The sequence below is a fragment of the Gryllotalpicola ginsengisoli DSM 22003 genome (assembly GCF_000419445.1).
GTDB classification, from domain to species: Bacteria; Actinomycetota; Actinomycetes; order Actinomycetales; family Microbacteriaceae; genus Gryllotalpicola; species Gryllotalpicola ginsengisoli.
In genome coordinates this window covers 722,886-741,938 of sequence record NZ_AULK01000001.1, presented here as the reverse complement: position 1 = coordinate 741,938, position 19,053 = coordinate 722,886, and the positions used below count along the sequence as shown (strand labels likewise).

23 protein-coding genes and 1 other RNA gene are annotated in these 19,053 nt (G+C 71.3%); 11 read left to right on the top strand and 13 right to left on the bottom strand.

What is annotated here, in order from left to right:
- Window positions 1–25: 25 nt before the first annotated feature.
- The 5 genes from H563_RS0103640 to smpB all read left to right on the top strand — a co-directional run bounded on the left by H563_RS0103640 (window position 26) and on the right by smpB (window position 4,178).
- The gene (locus H563_RS0103640) at window positions 26–472 is read left to right on the top strand and encodes a pilus assembly protein TadG-related protein (protein WP_022881255.1); all 447 of its coding nucleotides are present in this window, start codon (window positions 26–28) and stop codon (window positions 470–472) included.
- A gap of 26 nt (window positions 473–498) precedes the next feature.
- Window positions 499–1,608 carry a peptide chain release factor 2 gene (prfB, locus tag H563_RS0103635; RefSeq protein ID WP_022881254.1) on the top strand — a complete coding sequence of 370 codons (1,110 nt, stop codon included), beginning with the start codon at window positions 499–501 and terminating at the stop codon, window positions 1,606–1,608.
- Between the two features lie 125 nt (window positions 1,609–1,733).
- Window positions 1,734–2,726, top strand: coding sequence for a cell division ATP-binding protein FtsE (gene ftsE / locus H563_RS14800; RefSeq protein ID WP_022881253.1), 993 nt, complete (start codon window positions 1,734–1,736; stop codon window positions 2,724–2,726).
- Window positions 2,726–3,640, top strand: a complete 915-nt coding sequence (gene ftsX, locus H563_RS0103625) for a permease-like cell division protein FtsX (RefSeq protein ID WP_022881252.1) — start codon at window positions 2,726–2,728, stop codon at window positions 3,638–3,640. Before ftsE ends, ftsX begins: the two co-directional genes overlap by 1 nt.
- A 61-nt stretch (window positions 3,641–3,701) precedes the next feature.
- A complete protein-coding gene (gene smpB, locus H563_RS0103620; RefSeq protein ID WP_022881251.1) occupies window positions 3,702–4,178 on the top strand; it encodes an SsrA-binding protein SmpB in 477 nt (158 codons plus the stop codon).
- Window positions 4,179–4,184: 6 nt separating this feature from the next.
- On the opposite strand, the gene H563_RS0103615 is transcribed toward smpB, so the two are convergent.
- From H563_RS0103615 to H563_RS0103605, 3 genes are read right to left on the bottom strand one after another with little or no spacing between them, the layout of a single operon-like run.
- Window positions 4,185–4,688 carry a DUF2017 domain-containing protein gene (locus tag H563_RS0103615; protein WP_051142597.1) on the bottom strand — a complete coding sequence of 168 codons (504 nt, stop codon included), beginning with the start codon at window positions 4,686–4,688 and terminating at the stop codon, window positions 4,185–4,187.
- 2 nt (window positions 4,689–4,690) lie between these two features.
- The gene (clpS, locus tag H563_RS0103610) at window positions 4,691–4,987 is read right to left on the bottom strand and encodes an ATP-dependent Clp protease adapter ClpS (RefSeq protein WP_033209261.1); all 297 of its coding nucleotides are present in this window, start codon (window positions 4,985–4,987) and stop codon (window positions 4,691–4,693) included.
- 7 nt (window positions 4,988–4,994) lie between these two features.
- Complete coding sequence (locus tag H563_RS0103605) at window positions 4,995–5,513, bottom strand: GNAT family N-acetyltransferase (RefSeq protein ID WP_027479057.1); 519 nt, start codon at window positions 5,511–5,513, stop codon at window positions 4,995–4,997.
- Between the two features lie 131 nt (window positions 5,514–5,644).
- Here H563_RS0103605 and ssrA point away from each other — a divergent pair.
- Window positions 5,645–6,035, top strand: a transfer-messenger RNA (tmRNA) gene (gene ssrA, locus H563_RS17585).
- 217 nt (window positions 6,036–6,252) lie between these two features.
- On the opposite strand, the gene H563_RS0103600 is transcribed toward ssrA, so the two are convergent.
- Window positions 6,253–6,822: a TetR/AcrR family transcriptional regulator gene (locus tag H563_RS0103600; protein ID WP_022881247.1), complete on the bottom strand. Its 570-nt coding sequence runs from the start codon at window positions 6,820–6,822 to the stop codon at window positions 6,253–6,255.
- An 84-nt stretch (window positions 6,823–6,906) separates the two neighbouring features.
- Here H563_RS0103600 and H563_RS0103595 point away from each other — a divergent pair, with 84 nt between their 5' ends.
- Window positions 6,907–7,809, top strand: coding sequence for an SDR family oxidoreductase (locus tag H563_RS0103595; RefSeq protein WP_022881246.1), 903 nt, complete (start codon window positions 6,907–6,909; stop codon window positions 7,807–7,809).
- Window positions 7,810–7,923: 114 nt separating this feature from the next.
- Here the strand turns inward: H563_RS0103595 and H563_RS17210 are convergent, their stop codons facing one another.
- A complete protein-coding gene (locus H563_RS17210; RefSeq protein ID WP_022881245.1) occupies window positions 7,924–8,517 on the bottom strand; it encodes a TetR/AcrR family transcriptional regulator in 594 nt (197 codons plus the stop codon).
- Window positions 8,518–8,609: 92 nt separating this feature from the next.
- On the opposite strand from H563_RS17210, the gene H563_RS0103585 reads away from it, so the two are divergent.
- The 3 genes from H563_RS0103585 (at window position 8,610) to H563_RS0103575 (ending at window position 12,118) form a co-directional block, all read left to right on the top strand.
- Window positions 8,610–9,677: an MBL fold metallo-hydrolase gene (locus H563_RS0103585; RefSeq protein WP_162138918.1), complete on the top strand. Its 1,068-nt coding sequence runs from the start codon at window positions 8,610–8,612 to the stop codon at window positions 9,675–9,677.
- Between the two features lie 141 nt (window positions 9,678–9,818).
- Window positions 9,819–10,394 carry a PadR family transcriptional regulator gene (locus H563_RS0103580; RefSeq protein ID WP_022881243.1) on the top strand — a complete coding sequence of 192 codons (576 nt, stop codon included), beginning with the start codon at window positions 9,819–9,821 and terminating at the stop codon, window positions 10,392–10,394.
- A gap of 17 nt (window positions 10,395–10,411) precedes the next feature.
- Entirely contained in the window at window positions 10,412–12,118 is a 1,707-nt protein-coding gene (locus H563_RS0103575; RefSeq protein ID WP_022881242.1) for an ABC1 kinase family protein, read from the top strand.
- Window positions 12,119–12,153: 35 nt separating this feature from the next.
- Here the strand turns inward: H563_RS0103575 and H563_RS0103570 are convergent, their stop codons facing one another.
- From H563_RS0103570 to H563_RS0103535, 8 genes are all read right to left on the bottom strand, one after another.
- Complete coding sequence (locus H563_RS0103570) at window positions 12,154–12,417, bottom strand: ferredoxin (protein WP_022881241.1); 264 nt, start codon at window positions 12,415–12,417, stop codon at window positions 12,154–12,156.
- Window positions 12,418–12,445: 28 nt separating this feature from the next.
- Window positions 12,446–13,681: an NADH-ubiquinone oxidoreductase-F iron-sulfur binding region domain-containing protein gene (locus H563_RS0103565; protein WP_022881240.1), complete on the bottom strand. Its 1,236-nt coding sequence runs from the start codon at window positions 13,679–13,681 to the stop codon at window positions 12,446–12,448.
- Entirely contained in the window at window positions 13,678–14,280 is a 603-nt protein-coding gene (locus H563_RS14790) for a ferric reductase-like transmembrane domain-containing protein (protein ID WP_022881239.1), read from the bottom strand. Before H563_RS14790 ends, H563_RS0103565 begins: the two co-directional genes overlap by 4 nt.
- Window positions 14,270–15,229, bottom strand: coding sequence for an FAD:protein FMN transferase (locus H563_RS14785; protein ID WP_022881238.1), 960 nt, complete (start codon window positions 15,227–15,229; stop codon window positions 14,270–14,272). The genes H563_RS14790 and H563_RS14785 overlap by 11 nt, the downstream gene beginning before the upstream one ends.
- Complete coding sequence (locus tag H563_RS0103550; RefSeq protein ID WP_022881237.1) at window positions 15,226–15,576, bottom strand: hypothetical protein; 351 nt, start codon at window positions 15,574–15,576, stop codon at window positions 15,226–15,228. Before H563_RS0103550 ends, H563_RS14785 begins: the two co-directional genes overlap by 4 nt.
- A 93-nt stretch (window positions 15,577–15,669) precedes the next feature.
- Window positions 15,670–16,926: a sensor histidine kinase gene (locus H563_RS0103545; RefSeq protein WP_022881236.1), complete on the bottom strand. Its 1,257-nt coding sequence runs from the start codon at window positions 16,924–16,926 to the stop codon at window positions 15,670–15,672.
- Entirely contained in the window at window positions 16,923–17,594 is a 672-nt protein-coding gene (locus H563_RS0103540) for a response regulator transcription factor (RefSeq protein ID WP_022881235.1), read from the bottom strand. The genes H563_RS0103545 and H563_RS0103540 overlap by 4 nt, the downstream gene beginning before the upstream one ends.
- Entirely contained in the window at window positions 17,591–18,592 is a 1,002-nt protein-coding gene (locus H563_RS0103535) for a diacylglycerol/lipid kinase family protein (RefSeq protein ID WP_022881234.1), read from the bottom strand. Before H563_RS0103535 ends, H563_RS0103540 begins: the two co-directional genes overlap by 4 nt.
- Window positions 18,593–18,681: 89 nt before the next feature.
- Here H563_RS0103535 and H563_RS0103530 point away from each other — a divergent pair, with 89 nt between their 5' ends.
- Window positions 18,682–19,053 carry a VOC family protein gene (locus H563_RS0103530; RefSeq protein ID WP_022881233.1) on the top strand — a complete coding sequence of 124 codons (372 nt, stop codon included), beginning with the start codon at window positions 18,682–18,684 and terminating at the stop codon, window positions 19,051–19,053.

Below are 19,053 nucleotides of genomic sequence, written 5' to 3'. Positions count from 1 at the left end.
AGCACCGTGTGATGGGGGCGGCGTCGTGATCGGGAGGGCGCTGCGCGAACGCGAGGACGGGTCGATCCTGCCCCTGGTGTTCGGGTTCTTCGCCGTCGCGCTCGCCCTGGTGCTCGTCGCCACCGCGGCGACCTCGCTGTTCGTGGAGCGCTCGCGCCTGTACACCCTTGCCGACGGGGCGGCCCTCGCCGGGGCGGAGACCTTCGACGCGGCGGGGCTCTCCGCCGAGAGCGGGGGAGAGGTGGTGCCGCAGCTGGACTCTGAGGAGGTCAGGCACGGGGCATCCGTGTACCTGGACGCCGCGACCGCGGGCCGCAGCACGCCCGTCGCGCTCGTGTGGGCGGGCACCCGCGACGGCCGCAGCGCGACGGTGCGGCTCGCCGAGCAGTGGCGCCCGCCGGTCGTCTCGGCGTTCGTGCCCGCCGGGGTGCGCATCGAGGTGGAGGCAGCCTCGCGACCGGTCTTCTGGTAGCACGCCGCCGGTAGGCTGAGGGGGACATGATCGAACTCGACCTCTCCGGTGAGATCGCCTCCGTGCGCTCCACCTTCTCCGACATCCGCGCCGTCGTCGACGTCGACAACCTGAAGGCGCAGATCGCCGAACTCTCCGAGCGGGCCGGCGCCCCCGACCTGTGGGACGACCCCGAACAGGCCCAGAAGGTGACCAGCCGGCTCAGCCGCGCACAGGCAGAGCTCGCGAAGGTCGAGGGCATCGAGCGGCGCCTCGACGACCTCGAGGTGCTCATCGAGCTGGCGAACGACGAGGCCGACGACGAGAGCGCCGAGGAGGCCAAGCGCGAACTCTCCGAGCTGCAGAAGCTCGTCGGCGACCTCGAGGTGCAGACCCTGCTCGACGGGGAGTACGACGCGCTTCCGGCCGTCGTCACGATCCGCTCGGGAGCGGGCGGCGTCGACGCCGCCGACTTCGCCGAGATGCTGCTGCGCATGTACCTGCGCTACTGCGAGCGGCAGGGCTGGCCGACCAAGGTGATGGACACCTCCTACGCCGAGGAAGCGGGCATCAAGTCGGTCACCTTCCAGGTGGACGCGCCGTACGCCTTCGGCATCCTCTCCGTCGAGGCGGGCACGCACCGCCTCGCCCGCATCAGCCCATTCGGCGGCGCCGACAAGCGGCAGACCAGCTTCGCCGCCGTCGAGGTCATCCCGCTGCTGGAGGAGACCGGCGAGATCGAGATCCCCGAGACCGACATCCGCGTCGACGTGTTCCGCTCCTCCGGACCCGGCGGCCAGAGCGTCAACACCACCGACTCCGCGGTGCGCATCACCCACTTCCCGACGGGCATCGTCATCTCGATGCAGGACGAGAAGTCGCAGATCCAGAACCGCGCGGCCGCGATGGCGCTGCTGAAGAACCGGCTGCTGCTGCTCAAGCGCGAGGAGGAGGCGGCGAAGAAGAAGGAGCTGGCCGGCAACATCACCGCCAGCTGGGGCGACCAGATCCGCTCGTACTTCCTCTACGGCCAGCAGCTCGTCAAGGATCTGCGCACGGGCTACGAGGTGGGGAACCCGCAGACGGTCTTCGACGGCAACCTCGACGGGTTCATCGCGGCGGGCATCCGTTGGCGCAAGCGCAAGACGGAAGAATAGGTCTCCATTCGCCGAACGCGAGTCGACCAGCGGGCGGTGGCGCTGGCGAGTCGGGCGGCGCGATCTCCTCGTTGCGGCGAGTCGGGCGCCGTAATCGCGACGGGCCTGCCTAACCTGGCCCGGTCATGATCCGGTTCGATCACATCTCAAAGCAGTATCGCGGCACGTCGCGTCCGGCCCTCGGCGACGTGTCCTTCGAAGTGCAACGCGGCGAGTTCGTGTTCCTCGTCGGCGCCTCCGGGTCAGGCAAGTCGAGCTGCTTGCGCCTGATCCTCAAGGAGGAGAAGCCGACGAAGGGCAAGATCCACGTGCTCGGCCAGGACCTCGGCGCGATCTCGAGCCGCAAGGTCCCCTACTTCCGCCGCAACCTCGGCGTCGTGTTCCAGGACTTCCGGCTGCTGCCGAACAAGACCGTCTACCAGAACGTGGCCTTCACCCTGCAGGTGATCGGCAAGTCGCGCGGCTTCATCCAGGAGGCGGTGCCCGACGTGCTCAAGATGGTCGGCCTGGACGGCAAGGGGCAGCGGATGCCTCACGAGCTGTCCGGCGGCGAGCAGCAGCGCGTCGCCATCGCCCGCGCCGTGGTGAACAAGCCGCAGATCCTGCTGGCCGACGAGCCGACCGGAAACCTCGACCCGGCCACGAGTGCCGGGATCATGAGCGTGCTCGAGCGCATCAACGCCGGCGGTACCACCGTGATCATGGCCACCCACGAGGCATCCTTCGTCGATCAGATGAAGAAGCGCGTGATCGAGCTGTCGCAGGGCCGGATCGTGCGCGATGAGCGGCACGGCGGATACGGCGTCACCGCCGCCATCCCGATCCAGAAGAAGCGGCAGGAGGAGCCGGCGCAGCCGCAGGCCGTGCAGCTGCCGACCGGCGTCGTCGTCCCGGTCGCCGCGCCGGTGGGGGAGCAGCCGGTCCAGGTGGAGCCGGTCGCCGCGCCTGCCGCGCAGGCGCCTGCCGCGCAGCCCGACAACGTGCGCCCGATCACCCGCTCCAACCCCGTCGTGCGCCCCGCCGAGATCTCGCTCGCCGAGCGCCTCGGCCTGCGCGCGGCGAAGAACGGCACGGACGATCAGGACTTCGAAGACCAGAACGTGGGGCCGGTGAAGTAATGCGATTCGCGCTCATCTGGACCGAGGCGGCCAGCGGCCTGCGCCGCAACCTGTCGATGGTCGTCTCGGTGATCCTCGTCACCTTCATCTCGCTGACCTTCGTCGGCGCGGCCATCCTGATGCAGATGCAGATCGGCCAGATGAAGGGCTACTGGTACGACCGGGCCCAGGTGGCGGTGTACATGTGCACGGCCACCGACCAGAGCCAGACCTGCACGGGCAAGGACGCGACGAGCGCCCAGATCGCCGCCGTCAAGAAGGAGCTCGACTCGCCCGCCCTGGCGAAGTTCATCAAGCACTACGACTTCGAGGACCACAAGCAGGTCTACGCCGAGTTCAAGAAGCAGTTCAAGGACAACCCGGTCGCGGACTACGTCACGCCCGACCTGCTGAACCAGACCTTCTGGATCAACTTGAAGGACCCGAACCAGTCGGCCGTGATCGTGGAGAGCCTGTCGAGCATCCCCGGCGTGCAATCCGTCACCGACCAGCGCCAATACCTCGACCAGATCTTCTCGATGCTCAACGTCGCGAGCTTCACCGCGATCGGCATCGCCGTGCTGATGCTCGTCGCCGCCGCGCTGCTCATCGCCACGACGATCCGGCTCTCCGCGTTCTCCCGGCGACGGGAGCTCGGCATCATGCGGCTGGTCGGCGCGTCGAACAGGTTCATCCAGACCCCCTTCGTGCTCGAGGGCGTCTTCGCCTCGGTCGTCGGCTCCCTGCTGGCCGGCGCCGCGACCTGGGGCATCGTGAAGTTCTTCGTGCAGGGCTACCTGCAGCAGGCGGTTCCGTTCACGAGCTTCGTCGGCACCGACCAGGCGCTGATCGTGGTGCCGATCCTCGTGGTCGCCGGCATCGTGGTCGCCGCGATCGCGAGCAACATCGCGATCACCCGGTACCTGCGCGTGTAACGGCACCGGGTCTTCAGCCCGGTAAACTGGAAGTTCCGCCGAACGACCAGGAGAGTCATCCGTGCCCAGAGAACGTGGCCAGAAGGTCGTGGCCACCAATCGCAAGGCGCGCCACGACTACCTGATCGAAGACACCTATGAGGCGGGCCTGGTGCTCACCGGCACCGAGGTCAAGAGCCTGCGCGAGGGGCGTGCGTCGCTCGTCGACGGCTACGCCTTCATCGACGGCGGTGAGGCGTGGCTCGACGCCGTGTACATCCCCGAGTACCTCGACGGCACGTGGAACAATCACGCGCCGCGCCGCAAGCGGAAGCTGCTGCTGCACAAGCATCAGATCCTCAAGCTCGCGAGCAAGGTCAAGGAGGGCGGCTACACGATCGTCCCGCTGCAGCTGTACTTCAGCGACGGACGGGCGAAGGTCGAGATCGCGCTCGCGAAGGGCAAGCGCGAGTACGACAAGCGCCAGGCGCTGCGCGAGCGGCAGGACAAGCGCGAGGCCGAGCGGGCCATGCGGCAGCGCAACCTGATCGGGGAGTAGGGCGCCTCAGCCGGCGTGCGCTTCGAGCGCACGGATGAGGCGTTCCTGAAGCTCCCCGAGCCACCAGTACGCCGCCTTCGCCGGGGCGAGCTCCGGCGCGTCCGACCCTTCGTCCTCGTCGGTCTCGATGCCGAGCCGCGTGGCGAGCGCCAGCCGCAGATCGGTGAGCGTGCGCAGCCAGGGCAGCACCTCGCTCTCGGTGAGCACGACGGAGCCGTCGGCGGCGCCACGCGCCACGGTCAGCGCGTTGCCGGTCTTGAGCGCCAGCAGGTCGTCCTCGGTGAAGCGGCGGAACTCCGCGGCGGCGTCGGCGTCTTCGCGGTACGCGTCGGGCAGCAGCCGCTCCAGAGCGGGGTCGCGGGGCAGCGCCGGGTCCGCGGCGGCGTCGGGTCCGGCATCCGTCTGGGTCAGCAGGTCGACCAGCTCGTTCGTCAGCTGCGCGAGCATGTCGCGCTCGACCTCGTCGAACTCGGCGCGCACGCGGCCGTCGCGGGTGGGTCGGACGATCACGCTCAGCCCTCCGCCTTGTCGACGGTGGCCCACAGGCCGTACTCGTGCATGGCCTGCACGTGCCGCTCCATCTCTTCGCGGGTGCCCTCCGCGACGACCGCCTTGCCCTCGTGGTGCACGGCGAGCATGAGGCGGGTCGCCTTGTCTTCGCTGAAGCCGAAGTAGGAGCGGAAGACGTAGACGACATACGACATGAGGTTCACCGGGTCGTTCCAGACGACGGTGCGCCAGGGGGTGTCGAAGCGCGCCTCGGCGTCCAGCAGGTGCTCCAGCTCCTCGTCCACCTCGGGAAAAGCCATCACCCTTCTAGCGTGGCACAGGTGCCGGCGGGTCGACCTCGTCGGTCTGCAGGTCGCGCTGCAGCCAGGCGACGTCGTGCCAGGCGCCGTTCTTCCAGCCCACGCGGCGGTAGACGCCGCAGTCTTCGAAGCCGAAGGAGCGGTGCAGTCCGAGGCTCGCGTCGTTGGGCAGCGCCACCCCGGCGAACGCGCGCCGGTAGCCGCGCCGGGCGAGCACGTCGAGCAATTCCGTGTACAGCGCCCGGCCGATGCCGGCCCTGCGCCGCGCCGTGTCGACATAGATGCTCGTCTCGCACGACCAGTCGTAGGCGGCCCGGGCGCTGAAGCGGTGCCCGTAGGCATAGCCGAGCACCTCGCCGCCGCGCTCGGCCACGAGCCAGGCGTGGGCGGCGGATGCCTCGGCGATGCGCTCCTCGAACGCGTCGGCCGTCGGGGGCTCGGTCTCGAAGCTGATCACGGTGTCCGTGACGTAGGGGGCGTAGATGGCGGCACAGGCGGATGCGTCGGCGGCGGTGGCCGGGCGGATCGGGGGTGCGGCATCGGTCGTGCGGGAATCTTAGGGCGACGCATCCGTTGTATATTGGTGAGCCCGCGGCACGATCCGCGGGAGAAGCAACTGCAACAACTCGACAGCGTGTGGCAGCGCCCGCCACTCATGGGGATGATCGGTTTCGACATCGCCTGAGCGAGTCTGAGAAGCGGGCCGAGGATGCGGGGTTATCTCGTTAACGCCCCCTGCAAAATATAAGTGCCGATAACAAGGTCACTGCCAAGGCTGCTGACTTCGCCCTCGCGGCGTAGTTCCCAGTAGCTACTGAAATGGCCGTCAGTCCGGTTACTCGCCTTCAACCCGGTTCTGGCGTCAGCTAGAAGGCTTGCTCGATCGTCGTGTCTCAGGGCGATCGGGGACTTGCACTGAGGCTGGGCCCGTCGGGGTGGTGGCCGCCACCTAGCCCCGGGGCCGAGCAAAACGTCAAGCGCGGCTACGCCCGTAGAAGGCAGACGACCACAGCGATGGACGGGGGTTCAATTCCCCCCATCTCCACCATTCGGCTCTCATGAGAAACGCGGTCCACAAAGAGCGCGTGGAGGAACAGAGCCAGCGGCGCCGTCACACGCTTCGAGACCGAGAGGCGACCCGTTTGGGTCGCCTCTCGTGCATTGCGGGTGGCTTTCCTGCCACGACCGCCGCATGCGCGCTTCGATCGCGTCGGCCTTCTCCTGCCACACGAGCGCCTCCGTGTGCCGAGTGATGAGCCTCCGCGCTACAGCGCCGCGATGCGGCACAGGGAGGCCTGCGCTTCGGCGAGGAGTTCGCGCAGGGGTCGCGACTCGCTGGGCTCTGCCCACTGCTGCATGGCGGACTGGTGAATCGCCATGCCGGCGCGGGCGGCCAGTTGCGCGGTGGCGAGGTCGGTGCCACGGGCGCACAGGGCATCGGCGATCGCCTCGGTGAGCGCGGCGTGCTTCCGCAGTTCGCGCTCGCGCAGCTCGGGAGTGGCTTCCACCAAGTGCCTGCGGCGGATGACCACGTCGCGGCGGGGCTCAAACACCTGGTCCGCGGCGGTCTGGAGGCCGAATACGACGGCCCCCAGCACCGGAAATGCCGAAGGACTGTCGGCTATGCCAGAGACGACTGCGACCCGTTGGGCATCGGCGATAGGACCGAACAGCACCTCTCGCTTGTCAGCGAAGTGGTTGAAGAACGTCCGCTCGGTGAGCCCGGCCCGCTGGGCGATCTGCACGATCGTGGTGCGCTCGAATCCCTGTTCGGAGAACAGTGCGAACGCGGCCTCCTGTAGACGGCCAACCGCGTCCGGCTCCCATCGCGGCATGTCCGTCAGCGTAGTGAGTGCAGAGACTGAATTCGAGTCCTATGGTGATTGCAGATCATGTAATCATCCTGAAGGGTCCCTCGCATGCGCGTGTTCGTCACCGGAGCCTCCGGGCACATCGCCTCGGCCGTCATCCCCGAGCTGATCGAAGCCGGTCACGAGGTCAGCGGGCTGGCCCGGAGCGACCGTAGCGCCCAGGTCGTCGAGGCTCTCGGCGCGCGCACGGTGCGCGGCGACCTCAGCCGCCTCGACGTGCTCCGGCAGGCGGCCGGCGAGGCCGACGGAGTCGTCCACCTCGCCCTGTTCGACGCCGACGAGATGCGCGCCGGCAACATGGCCGGCGCCGGAGCCGCCGGTGCGAAGGCCGTGGCCGCGCTGGGCGACGCACTGGCGGGCACGGGCAAGCCGCTCATCTCCGCGGCCGCCATCGGCGCGCTCGGCCCGCAGGGCCGCCCGGCTGTCGAGTCCGACATCGCCCCGACGCAGGGCCCTGCCGCCGCCGAGTCGGTTGTGCTGGGTCTGGCCGAGCGCAGCGTACGCGCAGCCGTCGTGCGACTCCCGCTGATCACGCACAGCAGGCCGAACCGTCGCGGCTTTGCCGGCGCGCTGATCGACATCGCCCGACGCACCGGCATGTCTGGCTACGCGGGCGACGGCACCAACCGTTGGCCCGCCGTCCACACCATCGACGCCGGGCGCCTGTTCCGCCTCGCCCTTGAAGACGCCCCGGCGGGAACCCGCTGGCATGCCGTGCATGACGAGGGCGTTCCTCTGCGAGACGTGGCGGAGACCATCGGTGAACACCTCGGCCTGCCTGCCGTGAGCATTCCCGACGAGCAACTACCCCAGCACTTCGGCTTCCTCAGTACGCTGGTCGCCTTCGACCTGCCCGCCGTCAGCACTGCGACGCAAAGCCGTCTGCACTGGACGCCGACCCACCCGCGCCTCATGGACGATCTGGCCTACGACGACTTCTACACCGTCTGAGCGGCCGGGGTGTCGGCGGCGACTTCGAACGAGCGCGGACTGACCAGGCTAAAGGTGTTGCGCCGGACGTAGCACTGCGTAACAACACGGCCGATCACTGTCAGGGTCGACGGGTCATGCGAGAGGACCCTTCGCGGCAAGGGTCAGCGCTTCCCTCAGGCGAGAGACCCAGTCGTCGACCTGCCGCTCGGGGGTAAGCGGTTCGTATGCGATGGCCATCGCCGCGAAGAGGGCGAAGAGGTCCACGCGCCGCTTCTGGTCGGTCGTGGCGTGCGGCGGGGTGAGGAGTTCCGCCAGGTCCGCGATGCTGCTGCCGAGTGCAAGCGCGCCGGCGCCCCGGAGTTCCGGTTCGGCAAGGATCACCGCGCGCCGTCGTGCTTCGAGCTCGCGGTCTTCCGCCCTCAGCGCGCGGGCCGCCGCCTCGGTCGCCCTCAATGTGGCGGCGAGGGGGTCGCGGACGCCGGCGTCGGGGTCGAGGTGCTGCACGACCCTGCCGAGGAAAGCGTCTTTCCAGAAGATCCCGGCCTTGGAGCCGAAGGTGCGGAACACGGTGCGCTCCGCGACGCCGGAGCCGGCGGCGATCTGAGCCATCGATACCGCCGGGTAGCCGTGCTGTTCGCACAGCTCGATAGCGGCGCGGCGGATGGCCGATTCCTTGCGCGCGGCGTTGACCGCCCGGCGGCCGACACGTCCCGGAACGTCCTCCATGCTTCCGAAGCTAGCAAAAAGTGGCAGTTCATGACAGCATTGCCGAATCAAGAAAATGTCTGAAACTGTCACTTTGTATGGAGGCGGCAATCGTGAGCAGCAGGTTGAGCGAGTCCGGCGGTGCATCCGGCGGAAAGCGCATCTCCCGGCGGCAGGCGTTGGGAATCGGAGCCGGGGTCGCAGGCGCGGTCGTCGTCGGAGCAGCGGCGGGCGGCTACCTCGCATTCCTCACGCCGTCCGGCGACCTGAAGAACTACGCCGAGTACCTGGTCGACGATCAGCGAGAGCTGCACAGCGGGGAAGTGCGCGTCACATTCCTCGGCACCACGACGCTGCTGGTCGACGACGGCACGACCCAGCTGCTCTTCGACGCGTTCATCACGGACGTGTCACTCACTCGTGCGCTCTTCGGGACCCTCGCGACCGACCGCGCCAAGGTCGACACCGTGCTCTCTCGAGTCGGCGCGGATCGAGTGGAGAACATCTTCATCTCGCACTCGCACTACGACCACGTGTTGGACGCGGCCTACGTCGCCCGGCGCACCGGCGCCACACTGCACGGCTCGCCCTCCACGCTGAATGTCGGACGCGGCGGCGGGGTGCCGGAATCCCGGCTGCGCGGCTATGACCCGGGCGCCCCGATCCGAATCGGCGACTTCACCGTGACCGTCCTGCGCTCCAAGCACTCTCCGGGCACTGTCGGCGGGGACGGCACTCCGATCACGCATCCGCTCACGCAGCCCGCCAAAGCCCGCGACTACCTGGAAGGCGGGTCCTACGACTTCCTGGTCGAGCACGGCGCCGACTCCCTGTTGGTGAAGGCCTCAGCGGGATATCTGCACGGAGCGCTCGACGACGTCCATGCGGACGCCATGTTCTGCGGCACCGCGGGCGCATTCGGCAAGGACGCCGAATTCCGGCGCGCGTTCTACGAGGAGACCATCGCAAAGGTGCAGCCGAAGCTGTTCGTGCCGATGCACTGGAATGACTTCTTCATGCCGGTCACCGACCACCTCACGACCAACTTCAAAGCGATCGACGACGTCGCGGCCGGCTGGGACTTCCTCATTCGCAAGCTCAACGGCAGCCACGCCGAATTCGCTCCCATGGAGGGCTACAGCAGCATCGTCCTCTTCGGCCCGACCGGACGTGCTGCGTAGAGCGCGGCAGCGTCGCAGGTGCGCTTCGCTCCCGCGGAATCGCTGGTCGGCGCGGCCGTTCCCGCGACAAAGGACCGTCACCGGCATATCGTGAAACCGCGGCGACAACCCAGCCGCGTCACGTCAGACCGGGAGGTCGTCATGAGCACGTCGTTCACTGGCGCGGGCACGAGCTCGCGCGGCTTCGGAGGCGGGCGTCCCGGCGCCGGCCCGTCCCTCTCAGACGCATTCGACCAGCTGCGCTCCGCCGTCGAGCAGCGGCTCAGCCCGCGTGGCCGCCCCGGTCACGACGGGGATGTGCGGAGCGCCGTGCTCGCGCTGCTCGCCGAGAGGCCGATGCATGGGTACGAGCTGATCGCCGAGATCGGCGAGCGCAGCAACGGGTCGTGGAAGCCGACCGCCGGCGAGGTCTACCCGACGCTGCAGCTGCTCACCGACGAGGGCGTCATCGAGGCCGACGCAGCGGACGGCCGCAAGACCTACTCGCTGACCGCGGCCGGCAAGGCCGAAGCGGATGCCGCGGCTGAGCGCGCGCCGGGGCCGGAATCGCGCAAGCGTGATCTGTTCGGCATCGGACCGCTGCCCAAGGCGGGCATGGAGCTCGCCCAGGCCGCCGCTCAGGTGCAGCGCTCCGGCACGCCCGAGCAACAGCAGGAAGCCGCGAAGCTGCTCGACGAGGTGCGGCGCAAGCTGTACGCGATCCTCGCGCAGGAGTGACGCAGGGGACTGATCGGATGCCGCCGGCGAGCGGCCCCGGCACCGAGCCGCGCGGGCCCGCTGCCGGCGTCGAGCGCGCCCGGTACCGCCGCATCCTGCGCTTCGCCGGCCGGTTCCTGGTCGAGTCGTGGTGGTTCGAGCTGGTGCTGCCGCGGATCGGCTTCGGCGCGCTCGCCGAGCGCGGCCGCGCCGGGCGGCTGACCCGCATGGCCCAGCGCTTCCACCTGCTCGCCGTCGAACTCGGCGGCCTCATGATCAAGGTCGGGCAGTTCCTGTCGTCGCGGCTCGACGTCCTGCCGCCCGAGATCACGCGCGAGCTCGCCGGCTTGCAGGACGAGGTGCCTGCGGCCGGGTTCCCCGCGATCCGCGAACTCGCCGAAGGCGAGCTCGCCGTGCCGCTCGCGCAGGCGTTCGCCGCGTTCGACGAGGAGCCGGTGGCTGCGGCATCCCTCGGCCAGGCGCATCGCGCGCGCCTCGGCACGCGGGATGCGGCCGAGCTCGGTCAGGACGGCGTCGTCGTCAAGGTGCAGCGGCCGGGCATCCGCTCGATCGTCGACGTCGACCTGTCGGCATTGCGCCGCGTGGCGGGATGGCTCAGCCACCTCGATGTCGTGTCGCGTCACGTCGACCCGGTCGCACTCGTGCGCGAGTTCGCGCAGACGAGCCTCGAGGAGATCGACTACCTGCACGAGGCCGTCGCCGCCACCCGTTTCGCCACGGTCTTCGCGGACGACCCGCGCGTCGTGGTGCCCGCCGTCGTGTGGGAGCGCACGACCCGGCGCGTGCTGACCCTCGCCGACGTCACCGCGATCAAGATCGACGACGTCGACGCGCTGCGGGCGGCGGGCATCGACCCGCGCGAGGTGGCGGCGGTGTTCGCCGAGGTGATGTTCGAGCAGCTGCTCGGGCAGGGCTTCTTCCACGCCGACCCGCATCCCGGCAACGTGTTCGTGACCCCTGCACCCGGTGCGGCGCCCGGATTCCGGCTCACCTTCATCGACTTCGGCATGATGGGCGAGATCACCGACGAGCTGCGCGGCGCGCTGCGCCGAGTGCTGATCGCCGTGGCGGCGCGCGACGGCCGCCGGCTGATCGAGAGCATCAAGGAGGCCGGCATCCTGCTGCCCGCCGCCGACACCTCCGAGCTCGAGCGCGCGATGCTGACGCTCTTCGACCGCTTCGGCGGCATGGGCTTCGCCCAGCTGCGCCGCGTCGACCCGCGCGAGTTCCGCGAATTCGGGCAGGAGTTCGGCCGCGTCGTGCGCTCGCTGCCGTTCCAACTCCCCGAGGATTTCCTGCTGATCATCCGCTCGGCGTCGCTCACGTCCGGCGTCTGCAGCGCCCTCGACCCCGAGTTCAACATCTGGGACGCGATCGAGCCGTTCGCCGCGCGCCTGCTGCGCGAGCAGAGCGGCAACGTCGTGGCGGCCGCCGCCCGCGAGGTCGTCTCTGCGGCCGGCGTCTTCGCGCGCCTGCCCGGGCGCATCGACACCCTGATCACGCACGTGAACGACGGCGTCGTCACCGTTGCGACACCGGCCCTGGATCGCCGCCTCTCCCGTCTCGAGCGCCTGATCCGGCGCGCGGTGGGCGCGATCGTGTTCGCGGGATTCCTCGTCGGCGGCATCCTGCTGCTGGGTGCCGCCGCCCCGCTCGGCATCGTGCTGATGTGCGTCTCGGCGATCCCGCTCGGCTACGCCCTTCTCGGCGGGGGCCGCGGCTAGCGAGGGATCATGAGGCGGCCGGCCAGCGCGAGCCCTCAGCGCCGGGTGAGCCTCAGGGCGATCACCGGGCAGAGCGTGACGGCGTCGAGCGCGGCCTGCTCCAGCTCCGGCGGGACCGGCACATCCGAGCGGTCACTCAGCGAGCGGGCGATCGGGTAGCCCCACTCGTCGCGGTCGAGCAGCTCGGGCAGCAGCTCGGTGCACAGCCCACGACCGTCGCAGCGGGTCCAGTCGATGTGCAGGCGGGCCGCCGGGACGGGGGCGTCGGGGGATGCCCCGCGCGGGTCGAGCCGGGTCATCGTCGCATCCTCTCCTCCCACGGGCCGTTCACCGCGCCGCCCTGGCGCAGCCGCCGTGGGCGTGCAGCCGCAGATCGTCGGCGAACACGCGCTGGGCGCTGCGCACCATGCGGGCGGTGCCGTCGGGGTGGGCGCAGGCGCCGCGGCCGTCGACCGTGTCGGTCAGCTCCCACGCCCGGGCGGCCAGGCCCGAGTCGTGGGAGGCGTAGGCCAGCCGGTTCCACGTCTCCGCCAGCGCCGGCAGGCCGAAGCGGCACGGCCCGCACTGGCGGGCGGACTGGGCGGCGAGGTACGAGACGATGCCCGCCGTCGCCTCGACGCCGCAGCGGGTGCGGTCGAGGGCGAGCAGCACACCGGCGCCGGGGTGGGCGCCGAAGGGGGCGAGCCCGGCCGGCGACAGCGGTGCGTCGAGGGCGTCGGCGGGCAGCCACGCGCCGTGGTAGCCGCCGACCAGCACGGCGGCCAGCCGCGAGGTGTCCGCGCCCGCGGCGCGGAGCACCTCGGCGATGCGGGTGCCGCCGGCCACCTCGAGCACCTGCGGGAGGGCGACGTCGCCGGCGATCGTGACGAGCCTGGTTCCGGGGTCGTCCGCCGTGCCCACCGCGCGGAACCACGCCGCGCCGTAGCGGGCCACGAGCGCCAGCTGGGCGAGCGTCTCGACGTTGTGCAGCAGGGTCGGGCGGCCGCGCAAGCCCGACTCGCTGAGCCGGCGGGTGTGATCCCTGGGCAACGCGACGCCGTTCTCGATCGCGTTCACGACCGCCGTCGCTTGCCCCGCGATGAAGGCGTCCGGTGCGGCGACGAAGCGGATGCGGGCGGCATCCGCCCGCTCGGCCGCGGCGGCGCGCACGGCCTCGAGCCCCGGCTCGGCGGCGTACAGGTACGCGTCCGAGGCGCCGACGGCGGCCGCGGCCGCGAGCAATCCGTCGATCACGAGGTGCGGGGCGTGGCGCAGCAGCGTCGCGTCCTTGTGGCTGAGCGGTTCGCCCTCCGAGCCGTTGGCGATGACCACGGGGCGGGCGCCCGGGCGCCGGCCCGCCTCGAGGGTCGCGGCCAGCTTGCGCCAGGCGGCGAAACCGGCCCCGCCGCGGCCGCCGAGCCCTGAGGCCTCGAGCTCGGCCAGCAGCGTCGGGGCCGCCGCGGCCGCGTCCAGGGCGCCGAAGCGCGTCGCGTGCTGCGCCCAACGGGCGTCCGGGCCGGCCGCCAGCAGGCGGTCCACCCCGATCGCCCCCGACTCGGGCTCCACCATCGCCTCGACCGTCATGACACCCTCCTCAGTTCGGCGTCCGGCCGCTGCGGCGCGCGCAGTCGATCCGGTCCGCGCAGGCTCTGCGTCTCCAGGAATCCGTGCGAGAGGCGCCACGCGACGGCGGCGAGCACGGCGGCGGTGGCCAGGACGGTTCCGACCACGAACCAGGCGTCGGTGCCGTCGGTGCCGTCGAAGACCGAGTGCAGCACGGCGACCGGCCACATCGCATAGGTGAGCCAGTGCACGGCGCGGAACGCCTTCGTGCCGATCGCGCGCTGCAGCAGCGCGGTGGCGACGACGGCGACCAGCAGGTCGAAGGCGACCGTGCCGAGCCCCAACCAGAACGGCTTCTCGGCGCCGGCGAACGGCACGACCACATCGGCGATCGTGAGCTTCGCATACGGGTCGAGCAGCAGGGTCGCCACGTGCAGCACGAGGAACACGACCGCGAGCATCGAGACGTTGCGGTGCGCCAGCGACAGGGCGAAGCGCGGGATGCCCGGCAGGGGGCGGCCGGAGCGGGTGAGGATGCCGCCGAGCACCGCGACGGTCAGCAGCACCAGGTCGACGATGCCGCTGGCGCGGCCGAACGCCCACATCGTGTCATCGAACATCGACGGCCTCCTCAGGTTCGGGCGACGGGGTCGGCGCCGGCCAGGCGCCCGTGGTGTGCACGCGACCGGACGCGTCGACAAGCCGCCCGGCGACGCCGAGCTCGCGCATCCAGGCCAGGGCGCGCGGACCGCGCACGATGGCGGCGGTGCTCACCGCGTTGGCGCGCAGGCAGTCGCGCGCGACCGCGGTCACGCTGCGCCAGGTCTCGGGCGCCGGCAGTCCGCTGCGGGGGTCGAGGATGTGGTGCATCCGCCGCCCGCCGGCGCTCCAGCGCCGCTTCTGCGTGCTCGAGGTGGCGATCGCCCAGCCGGGGGAGAGCGAGACCTGCTGGGCGGGGTCCGCCGGCAGGTCCTGCACGCGCACCTGCCATCCGCCGTCGGGGCCCGGACCGGCGGTGGCGATGTCGCCGCCGAGGCCGACGAACGCCCCGCAGCCCAGCTCGGCCGCCACGCGCGCGGCGGCCCGGTCGGCGGCCACGGCCTTGGCGGTCGCGCCCAGGTCGAGCGCGAGGTCGTCGGGCACGGTGAGGCGGTCGCCGTCGAGACGGATGCGGCGCCATCCGTTTCTGCTCGCCGGCAGTGGGTGCACCTCTACCGCGATCTCCGCGTCGGCGCCCACGGCGGCGAGGTCGCGGTCGTAGCCGAGTTCGGCCAGCCGCAGACCGACCGTCGGGTCGACGTCGCCGTCGGTCCACGCGGCGGCGCGCAGCGCCGCATCGACGAGTGCGGCGAGGGTGCGCGAGACGGCGACTCCGCCGGCCATGCGGCCGCGAAGCAGGCTGAGCTCGGAGTCGGGGCGGAAGCGGCTGCACGCCCGCTCCACCTCGGCGAGGGTCTCGTCCACGAGACGGTGAGCGGTGCGGAGCCGGGACGGCTCGGTGATGACGAGCACGGCCTCGGTGCTCCAGATCGCCCAGCGGTCGCTCGCGGTCGCGTTCGTCGCGATCATGAGCCCGACGAGCTTCCGTGCATGCCGCCCGCGCCGGGGGCGACGCCCTGGGTGCCCTCGTCGCCGAAGGAGCCGAAGCCGCCGCTGTCCGAGCCGGAGTCCGTGGACCCGTCGCCCGTGGACCCCGAGTCCGTCGACCCGTCTCCCGTGGATCCCGAGTCGGACCCCGTCCCGGTGGATCCGGTGCCGGACACCCCGTCGTCGCCGGTGGTGCCGCTCGAGGAGGACTGGCTCGTCTCCTGGTGGAGGAAGAACACGCCGAACGCCGCAGTGGTGGCGAACGCCAGCGCGCCGATCGATCCGACGATCGCCGCCGCCGCGCGCGTTCCGCGGATGCGAAGGTTCATCTCGGCCCCTCTCGGTCGAAGTCTCTCTGACTCAACACTGGGCGGCGGATCTTCCAACATTCTTATTCGGGCTGGGTGGACGCCGAGCAGTCCCTATGCGCGGGCTATCGCGGGCAGCCGCACCCGCACCCGTGCTCCGCGGCCGCCGGTGTCGACGATCGCGACCGCGCCGCCGTGCCGATGCGCGACCTCGGCCACGAGCGCCAGCCCGAGCCCGTAGTGGCGCGGGCCCACGGCGTCCGGTTCCACCGGGCGGGCGCTCGCGAAGCGTTCGAAGGCGCGGTCGGCGACCGCCTGCGGGAACCCGGGACCGTCGTCCTCGACCTCGACCCACGCCTCGCCGGGGTGGGCGGACACCGTGACGGTGACCTGCGAGCGGGCGTGGTCGAGCGCGTTGGTGAGCAGGGCGGTGACGAGCCGGGTGAGCGACACGCGCACGCCGTTGACGAGAACCGGAGCGGGGGCGACGTTCTCCAGACGGATGCCGCGGCCGGCGGCATCCGATCGCAACGCCGCGCACGCCTCGGCCGCCACTGCCGCCACGTCGACCTCGCTGCGCTCGGCGTCGCGGCGCGGGTCGGCGGCGATCAGCAGGTCCTCGAGGATGCCGGTGAGCGTCTTGGCGTCGGCGACGATCTCGTCCAGCCCGGCGGTGAGGGCCTCGCGCGACAGGGGCTCCGACGGCGCCGCCGCGCCGGCCGCATCCGTCTCGTCGGCGGGGGAGGGCAGCGCCCGTCGCAGCAGTTGCGCGCGCGTGCTCAGCAGGGTCAGCGGCGTGCGCAGCTCGTGACCGGCGTCGGCGACGAAGCGCCGTTGCAGCGCGAGCGCCTCGGCCATCGGACGCATCGCCCGCAGCGACATCCACCACGCCGCGAGCGCCGCCCCGACGGCGACCGGCACCCCGGCCAGCGCCAGCGCCAGCAGCACCCGGCGCAGCTCGGCCTCGCTCTCGCTCTTGCCCACCGCCACCTGCACCACCCGGCCGGAGTCGGAGTCGGTGCGCACGACGTAGGCCTGGCCGCCGAAGCTCGCGGTGCGTTCGATCGCGGTGCCGGTGCGCTCCACTTCCTCGAAGTCGGACAGCTCGGGGAAGCCGCTCGGCGCGTCGGCGGACACGGAGACGGTGCCGTGCTGTGCCGCGATCGCGAGGTATGTGCCGCGCGGGGCGTCCCGCGGGGAATCGAGGTGCTCGGCGCTGATCAGCTGCCGCATCAGGGCCTCGTGCTGGGTGGTGGCCACCAGCACGACCACGACGCCGCCGACGATGAGGAACAACGCGACGATCAACGCCGCGAACCGCAGCGCGAGCCGGCGCGAGGCGCTGCGCAGATTGCCGGTCTCGGTGCTCACGGCAGCCGCCCGAGGGCGTAGCCGACGCCGCGCACGGTCAGCACGCACTCGCGGCCGAGCTTCTTGCGCAGGTGGTGGACGTAGCTGTCGACCACGCCGGTGTCGTCGGCGTCGGCGAACACGGAGTCGAGCAGTTCCTCACGGGTGAACACCTGCCGCGGCCGGCGGGCGAGCATCGCGAGCAGGTCGTTCTCCCGCTCCGACAGCACGACCGTGCGGCCTTCGCCGAGGTCGACCTGGTGGCGTTGCGGGTGAAGCACCCCGCCCGGCACCGCGAGCCCGCCGGTCGGCGCCGCGCTCTTGCGGCGCAGCACGCGCAGGCGCGCCAGCAGCTCGTCGATGTCGAACGGCTTGGCGAGGTAGTCCTCGGCGCCTCTGGTGAGGCCCTCGACCCGGTCCGACGGGTTGCCGAGTGCCGACAGGATGAGCGCCGGAACCGCGTTTCCCTGCGCCCTGAGGGCTTCCAGGACGTCGAGTCCGTCGCGCACCGGCAGGCCCCGGTCGAACAGCAGCAGGTCGAACGGCCGGGTCAGCACCGCGTGCAACGCCGCCTGCCCGTCGTGGGCGAGCACCACCTCGTACCCCTCAGAGCGCAGCAGCTGCTCGAGCATCGCCGCGAGGCGTCGATCATCCTCGGCGACCAGGATGCGGGTGCGCTCGTCGGTCACCGTCGCAGTATAGGGACGCGCAGCACGAGGGCCCGGGGCAGCACCCGGATGGAGGCGGCGGCGATGGCGCCCATGTCGTCGCCGTCGAGTTCGACCAGCTGCGGCTCGGTGAGGCGCACGTCGATGCGGCGCGCCCGGGCGAAGCGCAGGGCGCGCGGGCTGCGCAGCGCCCGCCGCAGCCGCATCCCGGTCGCGGTGCGGTGCAGGAACCGGGCGAACACGAGCCGCACGCCCACCTGCGCCCACCCCTTCACGCCCTGGGGGCGAAGCACGACGGCGTCGAGGATGCCGTCGTCGGGCCGGGCGTCGGGGATGAGCAGCACGTTCGCGGTCAGCGTGCCGCAGTTGCCCACGATCACCGTGTGGGCGCGCACGCCGCGGGGCGGGGCGCCGTCCACGGCGTAGTGGAAGGAGAACCGGTGGCCGGACATGATGGAGCGGCTGATCGGATCGGCGTAGGCCACCCAGCCCATCCGGGACTTGAGGGCGGCGCTCGTCTCGGCCGCCATCCGCGCGTCCAGCCCGATGCCGGCCATCACGACGAAGGCGTGCGAGCTGGTGCTGCCGTCGGGTCGGGTGAGCTCGGCGGTGGCCACGTCGATGCGCCGCTCCCGCTCGCTGAAGGCGGCGCGCACCGAGGCCTGCAGATCGTTCATGGGCAGCCCGAGGTTGCGGGCGAGCAGGTTGCCCGTGCCCGCGGGGACCACGGCGACCGGCACGGGCCGCCCGCCCAGTTCTTCGACGACCGCGCGCACGGTTCCGTCGCCGCCGGCGACGATGAGCACGGATGCGCCGCCCGCGAGGGCGCTGCGGACGGCGGAGTGGCCTGGGTCGTCCGGCGTCGTCTCGAACCACGCGGCCGGCTCCCAGCCGGCGTCGGCGGTGCTCTTCTCGACCGCCGCGCGGAGGCGGGGCAGGTCGACCTTGGTCGGGTTGCAGATCACGGCCGCACGCCGGTGCGCCCGCTCCGAGGGGTCGGTCTGCCGGCCATCGCTCACCCTGGGATCGTAAGCACACAGCGCCCGCGACGCGCTCGCCCGCCGACCCGTGTTGCGTGAATGTCGGCGGCGCGGGGCACGATCGCAGCATGAAGGTGAAGAAGCAGATCGTCGTGTTCGACACGGCGGACCTCGAGGCCGAGAGCTCGTTCTGGGCGGCGCTGCTCGGCGGCGAGGCCGAGACCGAGGTCGTCAAGGAAGACGACTGGCACACGCTGAGGGTCGGCGGCGAGCCGCGCATGGGCTTCCAGCTCGCGCCGAACCACGTCCGCCCCGAGTGGCCCGACGGGCAGCCGCAGCAGCTCCATCTCGACCTCTACGTCGACGACATCGCCGCGGCGGATGCGCACGCGCGGCAGGTCGGGGCCGAGCTGCTCAAGGCGGAGTACGAGCTCGACGCTCAGGAGGGCTTCCGGGTGTACGCCGACCCGGCGGGGCATCCGTTCTGCCTGTGCTGGTAG

Excerpts from the sequence above, each read along its gene's own strand:
- H563_RS17210 (WP_022881245.1), bottom strand. The coding sequence starts at position 8,517 with ATGGAGGACGTTCCGGGACGTGTCGGCCGCCGGGCGGTCAACGCCGCG.
- H563_RS0103580 (WP_022881243.1), top strand. The coding sequence starts at position 9,819 with ATGAGCACGTCGTTCACTGGCGCGGGCACGAGCTCGCGCGGCTTCGGA.
- H563_RS14785 (WP_022881238.1), bottom strand. The coding sequence starts at position 15,229 with ATGATCGCGACGAACGCGACCGCGAGCGACCGCTGGGCGATCTGGAGC.
- H563_RS0103565 (WP_022881240.1), bottom strand. The coding sequence starts at position 13,681 with ATGACGGTCGAGGCGATGGTGGAGCCCGAGTCGGGGGCGATCGGGGTG.
- H563_RS0103530 (WP_022881233.1), top strand. The coding sequence starts at position 18,682 with ATGAAGGTGAAGAAGCAGATCGTCGTGTTCGACACGGCGGACCTCGAG.
- H563_RS0103595 (WP_022881246.1), top strand. The coding sequence starts at position 6,907 with ATGCGCGTGTTCGTCACCGGAGCCTCCGGGCACATCGCCTCGGCCGTC.
- ftsX (WP_022881252.1), top strand. The coding sequence starts at position 2,726 with ATGCGATTCGCGCTCATCTGGACCGAGGCGGCCAGCGGCCTGCGCCGC.
- H563_RS0103600 (WP_022881247.1), bottom strand. The coding sequence starts at position 6,822 with ATGCCGCGATGGGAGCCGGACGCGGTTGGCCGTCTACAGGAGGCCGCG.
- ftsE (WP_022881253.1), top strand. The coding sequence starts at position 1,734 with ATGATCCGGTTCGATCACATCTCAAAGCAGTATCGCGGCACGTCGCGT.
- clpS (WP_033209261.1), bottom strand. The coding sequence starts at position 4,987 with ATGGCTTTTCCCGAGGTGGACGAGGAGCTGGAGCACCTGCTGGACGCC.
- prfB (WP_022881254.1), top strand. The coding sequence starts at position 499 with ATGATCGAACTCGACCTCTCCGGTGAGATCGCCTCCGTGCGCTCCACC.
- H563_RS0103550 (WP_022881237.1), bottom strand. The coding sequence starts at position 15,576 with ATGAACCTTCGCATCCGCGGAACGCGCGCGGCGGCGGCGATCGTCGGA.
- H563_RS14790 (WP_022881239.1), bottom strand. The coding sequence starts at position 14,280 with ATGTTCGATGACACGATGTGGGCGTTCGGCCGCGCCAGCGGCATCGTC.
- H563_RS0103570 (WP_022881241.1), bottom strand. The coding sequence starts at position 12,417 with ATGACCCGGCTCGACCCGCGCGGGGCATCCCCCGACGCCCCCGTCCCG.
- H563_RS0103575 (WP_022881242.1), top strand. The coding sequence starts at position 10,412 with ATGCCGCCGGCGAGCGGCCCCGGCACCGAGCCGCGCGGGCCCGCTGCC.